General features: G+C 69.8%; 19 protein-coding genes and 1 tRNA gene. 10 read left to right on the top strand and 10 right to left on the bottom strand.

Annotation, left to right across the window (positions count from 1 at the left end; translation table 11 throughout):
- Positions 1-104: 104 nt before the first annotated feature.
- Positions 105-965 carry a dioxygenase gene (locus FKD65_RS24075; protein ID WP_141579631.1) on the bottom strand — a complete coding sequence of 287 codons (861 nt, stop codon included), beginning with the start codon at positions 963-965 and terminating at the stop codon, positions 105-107.
- 378 nt (positions 966-1,343) lie between these two features.
- Here FKD65_RS24075 and FKD65_RS24070 point away from each other — a divergent pair, with 378 nt between their 5' ends.
- The 4 genes from FKD65_RS24070 (at position 1,344) to FKD65_RS24055 (ending at position 5,625) form a co-directional block, all read left to right on the top strand.
- Entirely contained in the window at positions 1,344-2,069 is a 726-nt protein-coding gene (locus tag FKD65_RS24070) for a VOC family protein (RefSeq protein ID WP_141579630.1), read from the top strand.
- Positions 2,070-3,101: 1,032 nt separating this feature from the next.
- A complete protein-coding gene (locus tag FKD65_RS24065) occupies positions 3,102-3,335 on the top strand; it encodes a hypothetical protein (protein WP_141579629.1) in 234 nt (77 codons plus the stop codon).
- On the top strand, positions 3,292-4,323 hold the full coding sequence (locus FKD65_RS24060) for an AraC family transcriptional regulator (RefSeq protein WP_240809575.1): 1,032 nt from the start codon (positions 3,292-3,294) through the stop codon (positions 4,321-4,323). Before FKD65_RS24065 ends, FKD65_RS24060 begins: the two co-directional genes overlap by 44 nt.
- A 351-nt stretch (positions 4,324-4,674) precedes the next feature.
- Complete coding sequence (locus FKD65_RS24055; RefSeq protein ID WP_141579628.1) at positions 4,675-5,625, top strand: DMT family transporter; 951 nt, start codon at positions 4,675-4,677, stop codon at positions 5,623-5,625.
- A gap of 127 nt (positions 5,626-5,752) precedes the next feature.
- On the opposite strand, the gene FKD65_RS24050 is transcribed toward FKD65_RS24055, so the two are convergent.
- The 3 genes from FKD65_RS24050 to FKD65_RS24040 all read right to left on the bottom strand — a co-directional run bounded on the left by FKD65_RS24050 (position 5,753) and on the right by FKD65_RS24040 (position 8,688).
- The gene (locus tag FKD65_RS24050; RefSeq protein WP_141579627.1) at positions 5,753-7,546 is read right to left on the bottom strand and encodes a M64 family metallopeptidase; all 1,794 of its coding nucleotides are present in this window, start codon (positions 7,544-7,546) and stop codon (positions 5,753-5,755) included.
- A 123-nt stretch (positions 7,547-7,669) separates the two neighbouring features.
- Positions 7,670-8,461, bottom strand: coding sequence for an SDR family oxidoreductase (locus FKD65_RS24045; RefSeq protein WP_141579626.1), 792 nt, complete (start codon positions 8,459-8,461; stop codon positions 7,670-7,672).
- Between the two features lie 17 nt (positions 8,462-8,478).
- Positions 8,479-8,688 (bottom strand): hypothetical protein, encoded by a 210-nt coding sequence (locus FKD65_RS24040; RefSeq protein WP_141579625.1) that lies wholly within the window; start codon positions 8,686-8,688, stop codon positions 8,479-8,481.
- Between the two features lie 218 nt (positions 8,689-8,906).
- Here FKD65_RS24040 and FKD65_RS45690 point away from each other — a divergent pair, with 218 nt between their 5' ends.
- Both FKD65_RS45690 and FKD65_RS24035 read left to right on the top strand, forming a co-directional pair.
- Positions 8,907-9,026, top strand: coding sequence for a DLW-39 family protein (locus FKD65_RS45690; RefSeq protein ID WP_021592723.1), 120 nt, complete (start codon positions 8,907-8,909; stop codon positions 9,024-9,026).
- Positions 9,027-9,048: 22 nt separating this feature from the next.
- Positions 9,049-9,753, top strand: a complete 705-nt coding sequence (locus tag FKD65_RS24035; RefSeq protein WP_141579624.1) for an HAD family hydrolase — start codon at positions 9,049-9,051, stop codon at positions 9,751-9,753.
- Positions 9,754-10,120: 367 nt separating this feature from the next.
- Here FKD65_RS24035 and FKD65_RS24030 read toward each other — a convergent pair whose 3' ends face one another.
- Positions 10,121-11,050: an LLM class flavin-dependent oxidoreductase gene (locus FKD65_RS24030; RefSeq protein WP_141579623.1), complete on the bottom strand. Its 930-nt coding sequence runs from the start codon at positions 11,048-11,050 to the stop codon at positions 10,121-10,123.
- Between the two features lie 367 nt (positions 11,051-11,417).
- Here FKD65_RS24030 and FKD65_RS24025 point away from each other — a divergent pair.
- Positions 11,418-11,493 (top strand) — tRNA-Ala (locus FKD65_RS24025).
- 56 nt (positions 11,494-11,549) lie between these two features.
- Here the strand turns inward: FKD65_RS24025 and FKD65_RS24020 are convergent.
- The 4 genes from FKD65_RS24020 to FKD65_RS24005 form a co-directional block, all read right to left on the bottom strand.
- On the bottom strand, positions 11,550-11,975 hold the full coding sequence (locus FKD65_RS24020; protein ID WP_205718235.1) for a tyrosine-type recombinase/integrase: 426 nt from the start codon (positions 11,973-11,975) through the stop codon (positions 11,550-11,552).
- A gap of 966 nt (positions 11,976-12,941) precedes the next feature.
- On the bottom strand, positions 12,942-13,730 hold the full coding sequence (locus tag FKD65_RS24015) for an MBL fold metallo-hydrolase (protein WP_141579621.1): 789 nt from the start codon (positions 13,728-13,730) through the stop codon (positions 12,942-12,944).
- Positions 13,731-13,793: 63 nt separating this feature from the next.
- Positions 13,794-14,597 (bottom strand): alpha/beta hydrolase, encoded by an 804-nt coding sequence (locus FKD65_RS24010; RefSeq protein WP_205718234.1) that lies wholly within the window; start codon positions 14,595-14,597, stop codon positions 13,794-13,796.
- Positions 14,598-15,027: 430 nt separating this feature from the next.
- On the bottom strand, positions 15,028-15,642 hold the full coding sequence (locus FKD65_RS24005; protein ID WP_141579620.1) for a TetR/AcrR family transcriptional regulator: 615 nt from the start codon (positions 15,640-15,642) through the stop codon (positions 15,028-15,030).
- A gap of 131 nt (positions 15,643-15,773) precedes the next feature.
- Between FKD65_RS24005 and FKD65_RS24000 the strand changes: the two genes are divergently transcribed.
- From FKD65_RS24000 to FKD65_RS23990, 3 genes are all read left to right on the top strand, one after another.
- Entirely contained in the window at positions 15,774-16,067 is a 294-nt protein-coding gene (locus FKD65_RS24000) for a hypothetical protein (RefSeq protein ID WP_141579619.1), read from the top strand.
- 47 nt (positions 16,068-16,114) lie between these two features.
- The gene (locus FKD65_RS23995) at positions 16,115-16,717 is read left to right on the top strand and encodes an NADPH-dependent FMN reductase (RefSeq protein ID WP_141579618.1); all 603 of its coding nucleotides are present in this window, start codon (positions 16,115-16,117) and stop codon (positions 16,715-16,717) included.
- 248 nt (positions 16,718-16,965) lie between these two features.
- Positions 16,966-17,358, top strand: a complete 393-nt coding sequence (locus FKD65_RS23990; protein WP_141579617.1) for a hypothetical protein — start codon at positions 16,966-16,968, stop codon at positions 17,356-17,358.
- Here FKD65_RS23990 and FKD65_RS23985 read toward each other — a convergent pair whose 3' ends face one another.
- Complete coding sequence (locus FKD65_RS23985) at positions 17,359-18,393, bottom strand: hypothetical protein (RefSeq protein WP_141579616.1); 1,035 nt, start codon at positions 18,391-18,393, stop codon at positions 17,359-17,361.
- Positions 18,394-18,491: the final 98 nt, after the last annotated feature.

Genomic DNA, 18,491 nt, shown 5'->3' with positions numbered 1-18,491 from the left:
CCGGCTTCTCGTTGTGACCTATGGAGAGAGCCTCGCCCCTCGAACCTTGTCACATTGCCGTAGGCGCGGCGCGGCCATCGGGGCCGATCTGCGGGTCCAGTGGGTCACGTGGGTTCTCTGCTCAGGATCAGATCGAACTCGGCGTGCCGGAACGGGGCTTGGACGCCGTTCCGTTCCGCCTCCTCCTCGTCGCCCGACTCGGCGAAATCGACGATGAGGCTTTGCTTGACCGCGAAGACCGCGTCGGACTCCAGATAGGGGCCGCCCGCCACGAAGACGTGAGTGGTCAGCGGCGTGTGGCCGGCCGCCCGGACGATGAAATGGATGTGCGCCGGACGGTAGGGATGGCGTCGGGTGGCCCCCAGGAACCGCCCGACCGGTCCGTCCGTCGGGATCGGGTAATGGCTGGGCACGACGGTCCGGAAGCGGAATCGGCCCTCGGGGTCGGTGTGGAAAAGGCCGCGCCCGTTGCCGGACGGTTGCACCCCGGGCTGCTGGACGTCGTAGAAACCCTTCTCGTCGCACTGCCAGACGTCCACCTCGGCGTCAGGTAGGGGCGTCCCGTCGCTGCTCAGGACGCGCCCAGACACCAGGCAGGGTTGGGCTTCGCCGACCAGGTCGATGCTGTCGCCAAGCGCGCGCGGGGGCGACTCGACCATATGGAACGGACCCAAGACGGTGCTTTCCGTGCCGCCCTCGCTCTCGTTCAGGGTCTCCACCAGCATGGAGACACCCAGAACGTCCGAAAGGAGAACGAACTCCTGGCGGGTGTCGGTGCATGCCCTTCCGACCGCGGTGAGGAACTCGATCGCCTGCTCCCACTCGCGGATCGTGGGGCGCACCTCGCCGACGAACGCGTGCAGGTGCCGGGTGAGGGCGTCGAGGAGCTCGCGGAGGCGCGGGTCGGGGGTCTCGCGGAAACTGTCCTGGACGGCGCGGGTCGCAGTGTCCTTGTTGAAGTCCACAGATGCCCTCCTGTCCACAACCTGTGGAAAACTCGGGGATGGGTCGCTCTCCACCGCGCAGAAGCAATGCCCGGTGCGTGGGGTTGCGTCCCCTGCCCCGGGGGCGACCTTCGGGGGCCACTCCGGTCCGGGCCTTCCCCCGGTCACGGCCTCTGCTCCGTTCCGGCTTCCGCACAGTGAAGATGGCCTTTGGTGCGGCGGCCCCGCCGTGCTGGGGACCGCGATGACGCATACATCATCATCCTCCACCTCCGCCGTTCGCGCCCGCCTGATCGACGCCTGCGCCCGTCTTCCCCAGTGCGGAGAGCTTGGGGACCTGGCGAGGTCATCGAGCTAATCAAACTTGACTAATACGGACGGCCTTCCTACGCTCCCCGCATGGGTGAGAAGGCAATTCCGATCTTTCCGTGCCGGTCGATCGAGCTGACCTGGGACTTCTACCAGGCGCTCGGCTTCGAGCGGTCCACCTGGCAGACCCGTCCCAGCCCGTACCTCGCGGTCCGGCGCGGCGAGGTGGAGTTGCAGTTCTTCGGGTGGAAGAAACATGAGCCGGCCGCGTCCATGAACATGTGCTACGTGACCACCACGGACGTGGACACCCTGTACGAGGCGTTCCGCGACGGACTCCGGCGGACCCTCGGTCGTGTCCCGACTCGGGGCCTCCCTCGGCTCAGCGCGCTGCGAGACATGTCGTACGGCGTCCGGCAGTTCCTACTTACCGACCCGGATGGGCTCCAACTCCGCATCGGTCAGGCCATCTCGAACGACCAACGGCATAGTCCCGTTCCGGAGGACAAGGTGGCCCAGGCCTTCCACGTGGCGGCCCTCCTGGTCGAGTCGAAGGAAGACCATCGTGCCGCGGCTCGGATTCTCGATCGTCTGCTGCGCTCGGCCGAGGAGCTGACCCCGTCCGAGCGCTTGAGGGCCCTCGTCCTGCGAGCTGACTCGGCCGCCCACCTGGAGGAATGGCCTCGCGTCCGTGCCCTCGCGGCAGAGGCCCGCGCGATCGACCTGGCCGGCTCGACCGACCTGTCCGACGACCTTCGCCGCCTCGCCGACATCGAGGCCTCCGTTCCCGCCGACGACGCGAGCCCACCGAGCTGAGGCACACGTTGATGTGGCCGTGCGGCCGAGCAGCCCAGGCAGGCGGGGACCAGCCGGGGTTGATCGTCCCCTGCCTCGACCGCCGGGACGAGCCGATGCCGCGCACGTGTGGGGGTGGACCGTGGGTGCGGTTGAGGATTCCCGTCCGAGGGTGGGGGTGTGGTGTTCGCAGTCGTCATCCCCATGGCTGTCCGCGAGGTTGGGGACGCGGCTGGGGATTGCTGTGGGCAACGCCGTCCACCGGCGCGGCGGGGTTGTGGAGGAGATTCGCCCACAGGGTGTGAACGGCCTGTGGAACATGCCGTCGCGAAACGTGTCCTCTCACTGGTCAGCGGCTTTTCCACGAGGTGGACAAGTGATCGCGCGGGTTGGGGGCGACCTGGGGAAGAATGTGGGCTCGAAGCCGCGCGGCCGTACCCAGGTTGTGCACGATAGTTATCCACAGGTTGTGGATTCTGTGGACGGAGCGGCGACCTCGGTCATGATGGGAAGGGCGGCGGCCGACCGGCCGTCCGGACCGTGGAAAGCCGGGCTGTCCTGGGGATCCGTCTGTGGACACGCCCCTCGGATCGCCTGTTGCAGCGGCAAGGAAGGTGTGCGCGACAGTTGCCCACAGCCTGTGGATGAAGGTGTCCGGAGACCCTTTCGCCGGGCGGAGTGGTCCATCCTGATCCCGCCCGGGTCCCGGGTTGGGTGCCGGGTGCCGGGTGCCGGGTCTCGAGTTCTGGGGTTCATGGTCTCGGTTGCCGAAGTTCTGGCTCTCGGGTGCCCGGGCAGTGGTGCGCCACCGTGCCTCCACCGAGTCGGCGGCGTGGTCGGAATGAGGAGCGGGGTGGATGAGGAACGGGGCGATTTCCGTTGGTCTGTTCATGACTCGCGTGACTCGGCTCGGCGGCGTGGAGACGAGCAGCGCGCCACGCCCGGCGGCGCAGGGGTTTTCGCGCTCGGATCGGTCGGTACGCGGTGCGGTGCCGGGCGTGAAGGCCTCTCCCACCTGCGAACATTTGTTCGAACGCGTGCTACTCTCCCCGCATGGGGCAGTTGCTGAACGAGCCGGTCAGAGCCGAGCACGATCCGGCGGGACGGCTCACCGCGTACGAGTGGCGGGGGGCGCGCTACGCGGTCGACGCGGTGCTGAAGACCTACGGATCGGCTCAGGAGGGCAGGGTCTACAGGTTCCGGGTCACCGGTGCGGAGGGCGTGGCCGTCGTGGAGCTCGGCCGTGACGAGAACCGCTGGCGGCTCCGGCACGTCTTCTCGGCCTGACCGGCGCACGGTGCTCGGGGGTCCGCGCGAACTCGGGGATCCGCGCGAGGCCGGAGGTTCCTGCGGCGCCGCGGGTCCGTGCGGTGCCGCGGGTCCGCGCGAGGTCGGGGGTTCGCGCGACGGCGGCGGAGTCGACCGGACGCTGTGGACGCGCGTCAGCGGCATCCAGGGCGCCCCGCTCGATCTGCTGACGGCCCGCATCGTCCGCCGGCACTACGCGCCGCACACCCACGACGAATACGCCATCGGCGTCACCGTCGACGGCCTGGAGACGATGCGCTACCGGGGCGAGAGGATCTACTCGGCGGCGGGCAGCGTCGTCGTGGTCGAGCCGGGCGAGGCGCACACTGGCGGTCCGGCGCGTCCGGAAGGCTTCGCCTACCTGTGCCTCTACCCCGTGACCGAACTGCTGGGCGCGGCCACGACCGCTGAACCGGGCCCGGTACCGGCCGAACCCCACTTCGCGAACCCGATCGTTGACGACCGGCGGCTCGGCGAGGCGCTACGCCTCGCCCACCGCGCCCTGAGGCTCGGCGTCGATCCGCTCGAGGGCGAGTCGCGGTTGCTCGCCGTGCTGGGCGCGCTCGTTCGGCGCCACGCGGTGTCCGCCCCTGCGGCGGTCCCGACTCCTCGAAGAGGCGAAGCGGGACGTATTGCGAGAACGGTCGCGACCCGCCTCTCGGACGAGTTGGTCGCCCCGCCCACGCTCGCCGAAGTAGCCGCCGACCTTGGGCTTTCGCGTTACCAGCTGTTGCGCGCCTTCCGGGACGCGATGGGAATGCCGCCCTATGCGTGGCTCGCCCAGCACCGCGTGGCCCGGGCCAGGGCGCTGCTGGACGCGGGGCATCGTCCGTCCGAGGCGGCGACGCTCGTCGGGTTCGCCGATCAGGCCCATCTCACCCGCTGGTTCCGTCGCGTTCTGGGCGTCACCCCGGGCGCGTACCGCAACAGCGTTCAAGACAGCGCGGCCTGCCCGCCCGCATCCTGAAGGCCCATCCCCGGGTCGGGCCCTCGAAGGAGCAGCACTGAGCGCCGCATGATCGCGCCAAGTCTGCCCTGCGGCGAGCCCGTCACGAGGCGGGCCCACCCCGCGGTGCGTGCCGTGTGCTGCACGGTGCGTGTGCTGCACGGCGTGCGGGCCGCGCGGTGACGTGTTGCGTGTGCGGTGCGGATCGAATGGTCCGCGCGGTGCGCTTGCTCCGTGGTGTGTGTTCCGCGGTGCGTGTGTTTCGTGGTGGGCCTGTTGAGCGGGGCTCCTGGTACGCAGTGTGGGCGGTCCGCGGGGGTCCGGGGTGGGAAGACGGTCCCGGGGTGGGGTCGGATGAGAGCGGAGGTCGGGTTGAGTCGCCGTGGCTGGATGCTGTTCGCGCTGATGAGCGTGTTGTGGGGCATTCCTTATCTGCTGATCAAGGTGGCGGTCGAGAGCGTCTCGGTCCCCATGGTGGTGTTCGTCCGTACCGCGCTCGGCGCACTCGTCCTGCTGCCGCTGGCTGTGAGGGCCGGGCAGTTGGACGTGGTCCGCCGCCATTGGCGTCCGCTCCTGGCGTTCACCGCGGTGGAGATCCTCGGCCCGTGGGCGCTCCTCTCGGACGCCGAGAACCGGCTGACCAGCTCGATGACCGGGCTGCTCATCGCCGCCGTCCCGATCATCGGCGTGGTGCTCGCCCGGTTCACCGGGGACGCCGAGCGGCTGGGGCTCGTCCGCTGGGCGGGGCTGCTGGTCGGTCTGGCCGGCGTCGGCGTGCTCGCCGGCCCGCACCTGGGCGGCGGCAGCGCGTGGGCGATCGGCGAGGTCATGCTGGTCGCGCTCGGCTACGCCATCGCCCCGATGATCGCCACGCGCCGCCTCCAGGACCTCCCGAGCCTCCACATGGCCGCGTTCGCGCTGGCCATCGCGGCGCTCGTGTACACGGGCCCGGCCGTCGCCACCTGGCCGAGCGACCTGCCCGCCGGACGGGTTCTCGCCGCGCTCATCGCGCTCGGTCTGGTCTGCACCGCGCTGGCGTTCATTGTCTTCTTCGAGCTGATCCGAGAGGTCGGCACGTCCAGGGGCATGGTGTTCACCTATGTGAACCCCGCCGTGGCGGTCGCGGCGGGGGTCGTGTTCCTCGACGAGCCCCTCACCGGGACGATCATCGCGTCGTTCCTGTTGATCCTCGGCGGCTCCGTCCTCGCCACCGCGCGCCGCTCTGGGGCTGCCGCCCCGGATCCTCTGCCCGACAACGACGCCACCGCCTACGCCCCGGACCCCGCCGCGAACCTGGCCCGGGAACCGGCGCCCGACCTCTGACCCTGCCCAGGAACCCGGTCGGTGGCGAACCATGAGGCCGACCGCAAACCGAGGCGCCGGTCGCCGAGGCCCCGCAGGGCATCAGAAAGCGGCTCGGCCCCGACCGGGGGGCCGGGAGCGAAGCGGGTCAGCGGAGGGTGGCGATGAACTTGCCGGGTTTGCTGATGTTGCCTGCGGGGTCGAACGCGCGGTACTCGATGGTGTGGCGGCCCTTGCCGAGCCTGCCGTAGGTGAGGCTGTCGATGACCGTGCCGTTCTCGGTGAACAGCCAGGGCGCGGTCGAGTCGGTCGGCCAGCCGAAGTAGTTGAACCAACCGTCGCCGTCCACGCGGAACTCGGAGACGACCACGCCCGGGTGGTCGTCCGCGCCGGTGAGCCGCATGGTGAAGGGGCCGTCGAAGACGTATTCGGGCGTGCGCCCGGGGCGGGTCCGGCTCTGGGACGCCTTGGACAGCTCGTACGCCACAGTCGGCGCCTGCGCGTCGACCGTCCATGCACGGCTCTTGGAGCCGATCCGTGCGACGAGCGTGTGCGTGCCCTTGGCCAAGCGGAACCGGCCGAGTTCGATGTTCCGGTCGCCTCCGCCTACGCGTCGCCCGTCCAGTTCCCATCTCACCTTGGGCGCGCTCTGCGCAGGGTGGGTCGTCTCCACGTAGACGACGGAATCACCCCCCACGGGCTTGTCAGTCGGCGTGGAGGAGCTGAAGTCGGCGGGCACGTTCTCTGGCGGAGTGCTCAGGCTGGTGTCGACCGTCCATGTCCGCACCTGCGTGAGTGCGGCGGACGACCGGATGGCCGGATCCCGGACGAAACCGGTGGGGTCGATGACCGTCGCCTCAACCGTGTGCGTGCCCTTCCTAAGGTGCAGCCTGGACAGATCGAGGTTCGCGCCCCGCCCGACGGTCTTCCCATCGATGGTCCACGTGACGGACAACGAATGGCCGGTCGGATGCATCGTCTCGACCCACAGCACGCGGTCGTCGCCAACAGGGGCGTTCGTGAGCGTGTTCGCCTGGACGAGGTTGACCTTGCCTGAGATGCGTTGGGTCATCCGTTCACGCGCGACCTGGTCGTAGTAGTAGCCGAGCGTCTTCATCATCGAGTGCTGGCTCGGCCTCCACACGCCCTTACTGGAGTACAGGCCACCTTCATAGCGTCCAATGGTGCCCCCTGCCTCGCTCCGTTCCCCGAGCCAGCGCCACCACTTCTCCTTCTGCGCCTTCATCTCCTTCTCGGGCAGCAGCGTGTGGTGGATGGAGGCGGGCTCAGGACCCGTGTACGTCCCCCCGGGAACACCTCGCTGGTAGTAGTCGTACTCGTCGTCCAGTCCACCCAGCGAGTGGCCGAGCTCGTGCGGCGCGATGAGGGCCGACATCGCGTTGCCGCCGGATGCCGTCGCATAGGCGCCGCCTGCACCGCCGTAGGTGTCGCTGTTGGCGAGCGCGAGGATCTGACGGTTTCCAGCAGTCGTGCCCTGGACGAGGTCCGCATAGGTCTTGGCGGCCGCAGAGTCCATGACGAGAAGACGCTGAATGCCGTCATCCCGGCACCCGCTCCAGAAGGCCATGCTCAACGGCGTCTTGCGACGCGGTGAGGAGAGCGCCGGGTCGCAGCTAACCCCGGACTCACCGGACGGGATCTCCACCGCGTACACGTTGATGTAGCTGCGGTACGACTTGAACGGCTCGATCGTCCACAGGTCGTTGAGATGCTTGGCGAGGTGCGCGCGGAACTTCGGCATGTCCGCCGCCGTGTATCCGTCGCCCATCACGACGAGGTTGAAGCGCTTCGCGGGGTCGCCGGTGACCTGGACCGGCACCACGGACGCGTCCGCGGGCTCCGCCGCCCGCGCGGGCACCGCCGCCAGCGGCAGGACGGCCGCGGCCGCCGTCCCGATCACGATCTTCCTGCCCGTCCACATGCGCAGACCTCCTCGCGCGGGGGCGCGCGCGGCGGGCGGGGGTGCGGCCCGGGCGCTGCGCCGGCTCCTCCCGCTGATCGAGCGGGCCCGCCCGGATTATCGCCGGAAGATCCTGATTTGTCGCTAGCGCTTGTCGCGCTGGCCGTCCGCGAGGCCCTGCGAGATCCGATGCCCGCCCGCGCGCCGCTGCACGGCCGCCGACAGGACGGGCGCGGCCCCGCCGATCAGCGCGCCGATCCTCAGCCCGAACGGCGCCACGTCGATCTCCGCGATGTCGCGCTCGACGGCCCGGACGGTCGCCCGCGCCACGTCCCGGGGCGACCGGGTCCCGACGCCACGAGGCAGCGTCACACCGGCCTCGGCGAACATGCCCGCGTCGCGGATGAAGCCGGGGAAGACGGTCGAGACGCCGACGCCGTGCGGTCGCAGGTCCTCGCGCAGCGCCAGGGCGAAGCCCCGCATACCGAACTTCGTCGCGTTGTAGAGGGACGCGTGCCCCGAGGCCGCCTTGCCGGACAGTGACGACACGAAGACCAGGTGTCCGCGGCCACGATCGGCCATCTGCGCGGCGGCGAGCTTCGCCATCACGATCGGCGCCCGCAGGTTGACGTCCAGCGCCCGGTCGATCTGCTCGATCGAGTAGTCCGCGAGGAGCCCGGACGCCGGCAGCGCCGCGTTCGCCACCAGCACGTCCACCCGCCCCGCCTCGTCCAGGAGGCCCTCGGCCGTCTCCCGATCGGCGAGGTCGGCGACGATGGCCCGGCAGCCGAGCCGCTCGGCCAGCGGTTCCAGGACCTCCGCCCGGCGCCCCGTCAGCACCAGCCGGGCGCCGCGATCGGCCAGCGCCTTCGCCAGCGCCTGGCCGATACCGCCGGTCGCGCCGGTCACCAGGACGTTCGCTCCGCGCAGATCCATGCCGAGATGATGGCGGATCACATGCCGATGCGCCACAGCAGCAGGATGACCGAAGAGAGCACCAGCCCGGCGGTGCCGAGCGGCACATCGCCCAACGCGATCACGGCGGCGCAGGCAGTGGCGGTCAGCCCAGCCGCGATCACCAGCCCGCGGCCCCCGGACGGCCGCTCGTCCTGCGCGTCCGACTCCAACTCGCGCTCCCAGCGCCGGAAGTCGTCCTCTGCCATCGGCACTCCCGAAGGTCGTCCATCCGGATTATGCGGCCGTTCCGGCGTTCGGACGAGAGGCGGAATGCGAGCCTTCTTCAAAGATGGCGTCCGGTGAGGGGCCTTCGGTGCTGATCGCCCGGCAACGGTTGCTAGGCTGCGGAGAGCCTGGGGGAAGCAGACACTGATGAGCCGTTCCCGGGTTCTGACTTGATAGTCGAAGGTGAAGGGGTCCCACCGTGAAGAAGCTGCTCGTCCTCGCCGTCGTCGCACTCGGTGGCTTCGCCGTCTGGCGCAAGCTCCAGCAGGACCGCGCCGAGCTGGACCTGTGGACCGAGGCCACGTCGTCCGACAACTGATCCGCCGGCGACAGGCCCCGGCGTGAGCGAAGCAGTGCCGATCACCCTGGCCTGCCTCGATCTCGCCGGGACCACCGTCGCGGACGGCGACACCGTCGAGGCCGCCTTCGCCGAGGCGATCGCCACCCTGGGGATCGTCTCCGGCACGGCGTCCTACGACCGTGCGCTCGCCCGCTTCCGCGACACGCGCGGCGGGTCGAAGATCGAAGTTTTCCGCTCGCTCTTCGACGAACCCCGCGCCCAGGCCGCGCACCTGGCGTTCGAGCACTCCTACCACGAGCTCATCGACCGGCGCGGCCTCAAGCCCGTACCCGGCGCCGACGAGGCCCTCGCACGGCTCCGCGGCGCCGGCGTCCGCGTTTGCCTGCTCACCGGCTTCGGCCGCGGCACACAAGCCCGCATTCTCGACACTCTGGGCTGGTGGGACCGCGCCGACCTGACCCTCAGCCCCGAGGACGTCCCGCGCGGCCGCCCGTGGCCCGACCTCGTCCTGACCGCGGCCCTCCGCCTCGGTGTGGACGACGTCCGCAACATCGCCGTCTGCGGTGACACCGCCGCCGACATGCTCTCCGGCCGCCGCTCCGGCGCGTCCATCGTCGCCGGCGTCCTGACCGGCGCCCACGACCACGAGCGCCTCCTCACCGCGGGCGCCACCCACGTCCTTCCCTCCGTCGCCGCCCTGCCGGACCTCGTCCTCCGCACCCCGGCCGCCGTCGACTCCAGGTAGCCGCGCCAGCCGTAGTGCGGATTCTCGGGCTGCTCAATCGCTGATGGGCGCGGGCCGACGACGACCTACGCAACTCCTGAAGCGTCTTGTACAACAAGGCGGCTTCGAGGCGTGCCGCCCCTTCGGAGCCGTCCGCGCCCAGCAACCGTCCTCTCGCAGCCGCTTGCAACGCCGCGCCTTCCTGTCCGGCGGGATCGCCGCAAGGCTCGCATGCAAAGATCAGGCCGCGCCGGAGACCACCTGCCGGAGTTCGGGAGCCTTTCCCGGCCTTGCTGACATTCCGCACGCATGCGCCTCCGCCGCAGGTGCTGACGGCCAGCTGTTCCGGGCGCACGGATGATCTCCGTGGCCCCGGCAGGCCGGGGCCTCAACCCAGGGCCGGACGCACGGACTCGGCTATGAGCTCCATCTGGTCGAGCTGGACCTCGAGGGACGGGGCGGCGATGCGGCAGACGAGGTGTGTCGCGCCCGCCTCGGTGTAGCGGGCCAGCGCTTCGGTTACCCGCTCGACCGACCCGGCGACGATCACCTGGACAGTACGCACCGTCTCGTACGGTAGGCCGTAGGTCGACCGACAGTACGAGTCGATCCGCCGGTCCGTGTCCTCCACGTCGTCGCTGATCAGCACTGTCACGAACAAAGCCGGAGCGACTGCGCCCTCGGCACGCTCGGCCGCAGCGTGCCGCACCGCCGCGAGACCCGTTCGGTAGTCCGCGGGATCGGGCGGATAGGGCAGCCACCCGTCGTAGAGCCGTCCGGCACGCTGCAGCGCCGACGGACTCCCGCCACCCAGCCAGATCGGCGGGCCGCCCGGCCGGAAGGAGGGTGTGGATTCAGGCAACTCGTCGAAGCAGAGGATCTTGCCGTGAAAGGCCCGCTCGCCCGACCACAGCGCGCGCCACAGCGCCACCGTGTCGTCCAACCGTCCGAAACGCCGCTCCCACGGCACCTCGGACACCGCGTACTCGATCTCCGACCGCCCGGGATAGCCCGCACCGACGGTGACGATGAGGCGCCCGGCGGACAGGTGATCGATGGAGGCGAGCTCCTGAGCCGCCATGACCGGACGACGGAAGGCGGGCAGGAGCGCGGCCGTCCCCAGAGTGACGCGCCCGGTCGCCGATGAGAGGGCCGCGAGCATGGCCAGCGGCTCGATCCGCGGGCCGAGCAGGGTGTCGTTGGCCCATACCGAGTCGTAGCCGAGCCGTTCGGCCCGGACCGCGAAGTCGACCAGCCGCCGCGCGTCGTCCCACTGGTCCTGGCCGGTAGGAAGCAAGATCCCGAATCGCGTGTTCATGGGAGGGATCGTTGCTTCCACCAGGAATGCCAACAACTCCCTCGAAGGTATGACCCGGGCAGACCGACGTCTCCCAGGCCCGGCCCTGGTCACCGCGGCCTCCGGCTCCGGGAGCGTGCCGATCACTAGGTCAAGCGGCGCACCTGCCCCACCCGGCTCGGCTTCACGCGCGGCACGCGACGCCGTGACGCCACCCCGACGCCACGAAGAGCAACCGCCGGTCCCCCTGGTGCCTTCCTTCCCCCCGGGTCACAACCACGGCATCGCCTGCCGACCCCCAGCCAGGAAAGCCCACTCCTCCCACGGTGTACGATCGTCACCGGTCGCGCCGGTCCGGCGTCGCCGCAGGTCAAACATCAGAAGACCAGGGGCCTTAGCTCAGTTGGTAGAGCACCGGCTTTGCAAGCCGGGTGTCAGGGGTTCGAATCCCCTAGGCTCCACCAGCCAAAACGCCCCCATCCGGATCATGGATGGGGGCGTTCGTGCGATTAGCGTGCGATTAGGCCACTGGGACGAGCGCGCCGCCGAGGCCGCCGTCATCGCCGTCATCCTCGTCATCGTCGCCCCGCTCCGCTCTGATCCTGTCGTTGAGCGCATCAGCGATAGCGCGGCCCGCTTCAGAGGTCGCGTGCTGATAGATCATCGCCGCCCGCACGCTGTCATGTCCCATCCGGTCCATGAGGTCACGCAGACTCGCCCCGCTCTGTGCCGCAAGGGTGTTGCCCGTGTGCCGCAGGTCGTGGAAATGCAGGTTCGGGAGCCCGAGCGTTTCCACGGCCAGCGCCCACCGGGACGCCCGCCGGAAGTTGCCCCGCCGCAGTACTCCGCCGTTCGGCCCCGTGAAGACGAGCGCCGACGCATCATCGGCGACGTGTGCCCGCAGATGTTCCCGCACCAATGGGACGATGCCCGCCGGGAAGCTCACGGTGCGCTTGCTCGCCCGAGACTTGGGAGGCCCGATCACCAGGTCTCAGGGGGCGGCGGCGCTCGGGCGGCCGTGTGGCTCGGCGCTAGGCCGCCGGAGCGTGTGGCGCGGGCGCCGGTCACGGGACGGCCGCGCGGGACCGCGCATCGCGCCACGCCCTTCGGCCCGCCTCGAACCGCCCACATGGGTACGCGCCGCCGCTTCGATTCTCATTCACGACGTCGAAGGACCAGCTCGGCCAGGCCGGCCGAGGCGAGGAGCCGGCGGCTACCGCCTTCCGTAGAGCCGAGGCAGGTCCAGCAGGTGATGGCCGTGGACTCGGCATTTGAGTACCGAGACCAGGAAGACATCCGGGCCTGGACACCGCACCAGCAGATGCTGACACCGACCGCCAGGCATGTTCCAAGCGTGAGAGACCTCACCGGCGGTGAAGTCGAAGCCGTCGAAATCCTCAGGCGGTACGGCGTCAAAGTACGGCCAGAAGTCGAATGGGGTGGGCGTCTCTAGGTCCACGCTTTCGGGTCGCCGACTCATCGTGGCTTCAAACTCGGTATCGGTGAGACGTGGCATCAGGTCAGCATGCCTTTGGTGGTGCCTCGGCAGGAACTCTTCCCCATGCCTCCGGGTGGGGCTCTGAGTCTGGGAAACCCAGGGTGCGCCCGTGACGGTCGTGGGGGGGTTGGGGAAGCTCAGGCGGGGCGCGGTGTGCGTTGCACGCGGGCGAGGACGTGCAGGCCATCGGCGGGGAGCCGTGTAATTAGCGCGTAATGAGGGGCGGTCAACGAGGGGGCGAGAGCGGTTGCTCGGGGATCATGGTTCGCCCAGGTCAGATGCTTGGTTCTGAGGTGGGTTCTCGTTTATTACGACCGATTCTTTTCGCTCCGAGCCGGTTGCGTGCGCGGAGCACGGCCGTGGGCATGATTCTGGTTTGCCGGCACATCGGAGGCTCACCTTATGGACGTCGCTCTAGACCTGGATCTGGTGTGCTCGGCCGGGGGTGAGCCAAGTGAAGTGGTGGGTGGAGGTGGGGGTCTGGTCGAGGGTGGCGGTGATGGCTTCGCGGTTTTCGGTGAAGTGTTGCCAGCCCTCGTAGTGGATGGGGATGACGGTCGTGGGGGTGAGGCCGTCGAGGAGGTCGAGGGCGGCGCGAGTGTTCATGGTGTAGTGGAGTGGGCCGGTGAGCGGGAAGCGGACGGCGCCGAGGTGGAGCAGGACGGTGCCGGGGCGCAGGGAGTGGGCGGCCCGGTGGACGGCGGGGTAATGGACGGTGTCGCCAGTGATCCAGAGGGGCCCCTCGGTCTGGCCGTCCCAGGTGAGCGCGAAGCCGATGACGTCGCCGGTGATGGTTCGGCTTAGGGGCGGCCCGTGCCGGCAGGGGGTGGCGGTGATGTCGATCGGCGGCTTGCCTGAGGCTTCCAGCCGGTGGGTCTGACCGGGCCGCAGGCCGTGGGCGCCGCCTCCCAGGCGCCGGGCTCCAGACACCGTCGTGAGGATGGTTCCCGCGCTGGGGAGGAGAGCGCGGCCGGCGGTGTCGAGATTGTCGCCGTGATGGTCGTGGGTGAGCAGGACGGCGTCGATCGGCGGTAGTTCGGTGGGGGAGAGCGCGGGGCCGGTGAGTTTCCGGGAGGAGGTGCCCCAGCCAAAAGAGTAGGTGCGGCCCGGAGGATCGAAGGTGGGGTCGGTCAGGATGTTCCATCCTGCGATCTCGATGAGGACGGTGGGGCCACCGATGTGGGTGAAGGCGACGTCGGTCATGGTCTCTCGCGGGAGCGTCGGCGGGCGGGCACTGTGGTCAGGGGGCGGCCAGGGAGTTGCCGGTCAACTATGGTCGAGCGCCCAGGTGAGGGCTTGGTCGGCGACATCTTCCCAACCGTCCTGGGCGGGCATGAGATGGGAGCGGCCGGGGATGGTGACGTGCTCGGTGACGGTCCCGGGCGCCTTGTAGTGCTTGGCGTTGGAAGCCTGGACCTTCGGGGGCATGAGGTGGTCCTCGCCGCCGGATATGAACAGCAGCGGCGGACGTTCGGGGTTGCGGTAGTCGACGTATGTGTCGGCGTGACCGGGGTGGATGTTGGCCAGGGCGCTGCCCCAGAAAACGTGCCCCGAGGCGGGGATGTGGTAGCGCTCGTAGGTGGCCTTGGCCTGGTCCTCGGGGAAGGTGTTGGTGAAGGTGTAGCGCCACTGGTCGTAGGTGAGACCGACGGCCTTGTGGCGGTTGGCGGGGTTGCGCAGGATCGGGAACGTCGCGCGTAGTTGGGACAGCGGGGTGACGGCCACGCCCTGGGTAGGCGCGGAGTTGATCGCGACACCGCAGGCGCCGTACCCGTGGTCGAGGAGGATCTGGGTGAAGACGCCTCCTGCGGAGTGGCCGATGAGGATCGGAGCGGTGTCCAGGCCGCGGATCAGTTCCTCGAGGGAGTTGATGACCTCGGAGACCTCGAGTTTCTCGATGGGGGTGGGGTCGGCGTTGAGTTCGTCGACCTCGACCTCGAAGCCGGGGTAGCCGGGGGCCAGCACGCGGAACCCCTTGGTCTCGTAGTGGGTGATCCAGTGCTCCCAGCTGCGGGGGGTGACCCAGAAGCCGTGGATGAGGACGATCGTGTCGGGCTTGGCCATGGTCATCGAGCTCCTCATCGGGGTCCGGTGCAGGTGGCGTCGGGGGGTGGCGGCCGCCGCGGCGGAGTGGGGGAGCATGACGACGTGGGAGTAACGGGTCTCGCGGGTGTGTTCAACCGCACGCCCGCTTCCCGCGGAACTCGCGCCCTCGGAAGCGGCTCTCATCTGCGGTTCCCCTTTGATGTGAAACCGAACCGGTACTCGGAGAGGCCAGGCGAGACTTTGCGGTCCCTTTCCTGAGGTCATCGGGGTGGTGTCGGATCACACGGACGCTGACGCGGCTTCCCCGGCTGGAGCCGGACCGGTTCACCGAGATCTCGACCGCCACTCCCCCGAGATCCACCGCTGTGTGGGCCATCCCAGGTGGCGGTGGTCGGAGTCGGCGGACGGCTGGGGATCGCGCCGCTCGGCCGCAGCGGGCGTGCGGTCGCGATGCTCAGGCCAGCAGGGTGTGTTCGGCGGTGGTTATCAGGGTCGTCGCCGTCTTCTCGGTGGAGAGGGCGCGGCCGGTGTACAGCAGGTCGAAGCTGTCGAAGCCGGTCAGCAGCCAGAGGAGGTCGGTGGCCTGGCCGGTGCCGACATCCGGGCGGAGCGCCTCTTGGTCGGCCAGGTGGCGGGCGAGTTCGGCCATGCCGCCCGCGCGGCCCTGCTCCATTCGCTGGATCGCGCCGCCCACCGCGTTGGCGTCGAGCATGGCCATCGATGACAAGGTGCGCAGTACGTCCCGGTGGGCCGCGTACATCTCGACCACTCCCCGGATGGCGCCGCGCAGTGCCTCGCGTGCGTCGGGGTGCGCCGCCGCTTGGAGCATGCGGCCGAAGCCGCCGCGCTGCAGCAGGTCCGCGCCGACCGCGTCGAACAGTCCGGCGCGCGAGCCGAAGACCAGGTACACGGTGGGGCGTGCCACGCGCGCCATGCGGGCGACACGGTCGATGCTGAGCGGCTCCGAGGGCGCCTCGCGCAGCCGCTCGTAGACCGCGTCGAGGATGCGGCGCCGGGTCTCCTGCGCCGCCTCCGCGCGCAGGCGCTGCTCGTACTTGCGGGTGGCCATGACCCCTCACCCTAGCAATTGGCTTGACGATATGTATTTTGGAATACATGCTGTCGTCTGAAGTTGAGGCCAGGACCCCGCCGCGCAGGGCGGTGGGGCGCGGCCGGCGACGCCCAGGTGAGGAGCCGGCGATGCAGGTGTTGGTCCGCTGGAAGATCAAGCCGGAGCAGGTGGAGCGCGAGTTGGAACTGCTGCGGGAGGTGTACGCGGAGCTCCGGGCGGTCCGGCCTGACGGCCTGCGCTACGCGACCTTCCAGCTCGAAGACGAGGTGACCTTCATGGACGTCGTCGAGCTGGACGACGGCCCCGAGGTCCTGCGGCGAATCGAGGCGTTCCAGCGATACCGCACGACCCTCGACGAACGGTGCGACGAGCCCCCGGAGATGACGACGCTGCACCGGGTCGGCTCCTACGGCCTCGGCTGAACGGCCCCGCACGCGTCCCGACCGACCGAACCGAAGGACGACCCCTCATGCGAACGACGACCGAAGTGACCCCCGCCGTCCGGACGGAACCGACCGGCCGGCCCCGGGTGGCGATCATCACCGGAAGCACCCGCCCGGGCCGCAAGGCCGGGGCCGTGGCACGCTGGATCCTCGACATCGCCGCGCGGCGCGATGACGCCGAGTTCGAGGTGGTCGACATCGCCGACTACGCGCTGCCCCACCTGGACGAGCCCATGCCGCCCCGGAACGGCCGGTACGACCGCCCCCACACCCGCGCCTGGGCCCGGAAGATCGGTTCGGCCGACGCGTTCGTCTTCGTCACTCCCGAGTACAACGGGTCGATCCCCGGTGCGCTGAAGGACGCTCTCGACTTCCTGTACGCGGAGTGGAACGGAAAGGCCGCGGGGCTGGTCGGTTACGGCATCCAGGGCGGTACCCGGGCCGTCGGGCATCTCCGGCAGGTCCTCGGGGACCTGGTGGTCACCGACGTGCGCTCGGCGGTGGCGCTGACCTTCGCCGACGATTTCCAGGACTACACCCGCTTCACGCCCAGCGAGCCTCAGGCCGGGAATGTCACCGCCATGCTCGACGAGCTCATCGCGTGCAGCGACGAACTCCGGAAGCCGTGAACACGGCCGATCCCGTGACCCCTCCGTCAGGGCTGTGCACGGTCAGTGAATAATGCCTTCCTGGTTTTCGATGCGGAGTGCTCTTCGCGTGTGAATGGACGGGGCGAAGCGGTGCTCGGCCGGGACAGGAACCGTTCTCGCGTGTCGGCCGTCTCAGCGGGGTGAGTGCGTCGACTACGGTCCTGCCTCTGGCGGGAGTGGTTCTCGGGTCCGCGGGAACGCTGATCGGTCAGTACCTTTCGACCCGGGTGGAGGCGCGGCGGGCGCGGTTCGAGCAGGCGACCGCGGAACGGTCGGAGCGCAAGGAAGCGCTCGTGGAGTTCCTGTCGGCGGCACAGCGGGTGGAACTGCTCCTGGACCGGCTCTCCATGGGAGCCCATGTCGAGGAGCCCGAGAAATGGGAGCTCCTGCACTCACTCTGGCTCGCCAAGAAGGTGTTCGAGCTCGTGTGCTCGTCTTCCGTCGCGCAGGCGGCCCACGACTACACCCTCGTCCTGCATGCGCTGCTTCGAGGGCAGGACGCCGGGGCCGCCTCCAAGCGTGAACTGCGCTTCGAGTTCATGGAGGCCGCGCGCCGGGAACTCGGCACGGGAGACGAGCCACTGAGACGGGACCCGCGGTCGCCCGCACCGGGCGATTAGCTATTCCGGTCGAGTGCGGTCGCGGCCGTATCGGGCGAGGGCGTGGAAGGCGGCCTTGGGTTCCCACGGCATGTCGGGGTAAGCGGTCCCCAGGCGGCCTTCGGGAAGCACCTTCACGATGCCGAGGGACGCCTTGTCGAAATCGCGGTCCTCGGTGTCGGCATGCGGCAGGTCGTAGCGGGCGAAGGTGTAGACGAATGCCGCGTCGAGGCCGGACTTGTCGAAGATGCCGAGGAGTTCGCTCAGGTAGTCGGCCTGCTCCTGCTCGTCGCGGACGACCGGGCGGGTGAACCGGGCGGGGCGGGCCCGGTCGTTCCATTCGATGACCTCGTCCCCCCGGCTCGCGATGTCAGCCGCGCCGCGGAAGGCGGCGCAGCCGAATTCGGTGACCGCCGCGGGCCTGCCGTGCGAGTTCAGCGCGCGCAACCCGCCGGCGAGATGGCCGGCGTTCTGCGCGTCCCGGTATCCGGCGTCGGTGGCGACCACGTCGAAGGGCGTCCAGTCGACGCCTTCGAACGGCAGTGAGGCGTAGCCGATCCGGCCGCCGAACTCGGCCCGCGCGGCCGCGAGCGCCTTGCCGAGGAAGGCGTTGATCGCGTCGGGCAGGGCGGCGAGCGCGGAGCGCGCCCGCTGCGGGTCGGAGAGGACGGCGGCCCTTCCGAGGAGGTCGTCGCCGGGGAGGAACCCGGCGGTGCAGATGGAGATCTCCGAACCGGTGAGGAAGACCACCTCCGCGCCGTCGCGGCGCAGCCTCTCGGCGCGGGCGGCGCTGTCGGTCAGGAAGTCCAGGAGTTCCTCCTGGGTGAGGTCGTTGGTGAAGGGGCAGTACCAGACCTCGAGGCCGGCGTCGGCGGCGAGGCGGGCGGCCGTCTCCAGCCGGTCGCGGTCGCCGCCGGTGATCCGGACGGCGTCGCAGTGCAGCTCCCCGCGGATGATCTCCATTTCGCGGCGGACGGTGGCCGGGTCGAAGGGCTCGCGGGTGGTGGTCCCGGCGCTGGTGAAGCCCGTGTCGAAGTTGATGCCGAAGACGCGCATGAGGAGTCCTTCCAAAAGAGTACGGTACGTACCGTACCTTATATGGATCATCGCCACGGGAAGGGAGCGCTCGCCTGGAGTACGCTGCGTGCCGGTAC

Source organism: Actinomadura sp. WMMA1423, assembly GCF_006547145.1.
Classification (GTDB): domain Bacteria; phylum Actinomycetota; class Actinomycetes; order Streptosporangiales; family Streptosporangiaceae; genus Spirillospora.
Note: the sequence above shows the minus strand (reverse complement) of the source record. Positions and strands in the feature narration are given on the sequence as shown.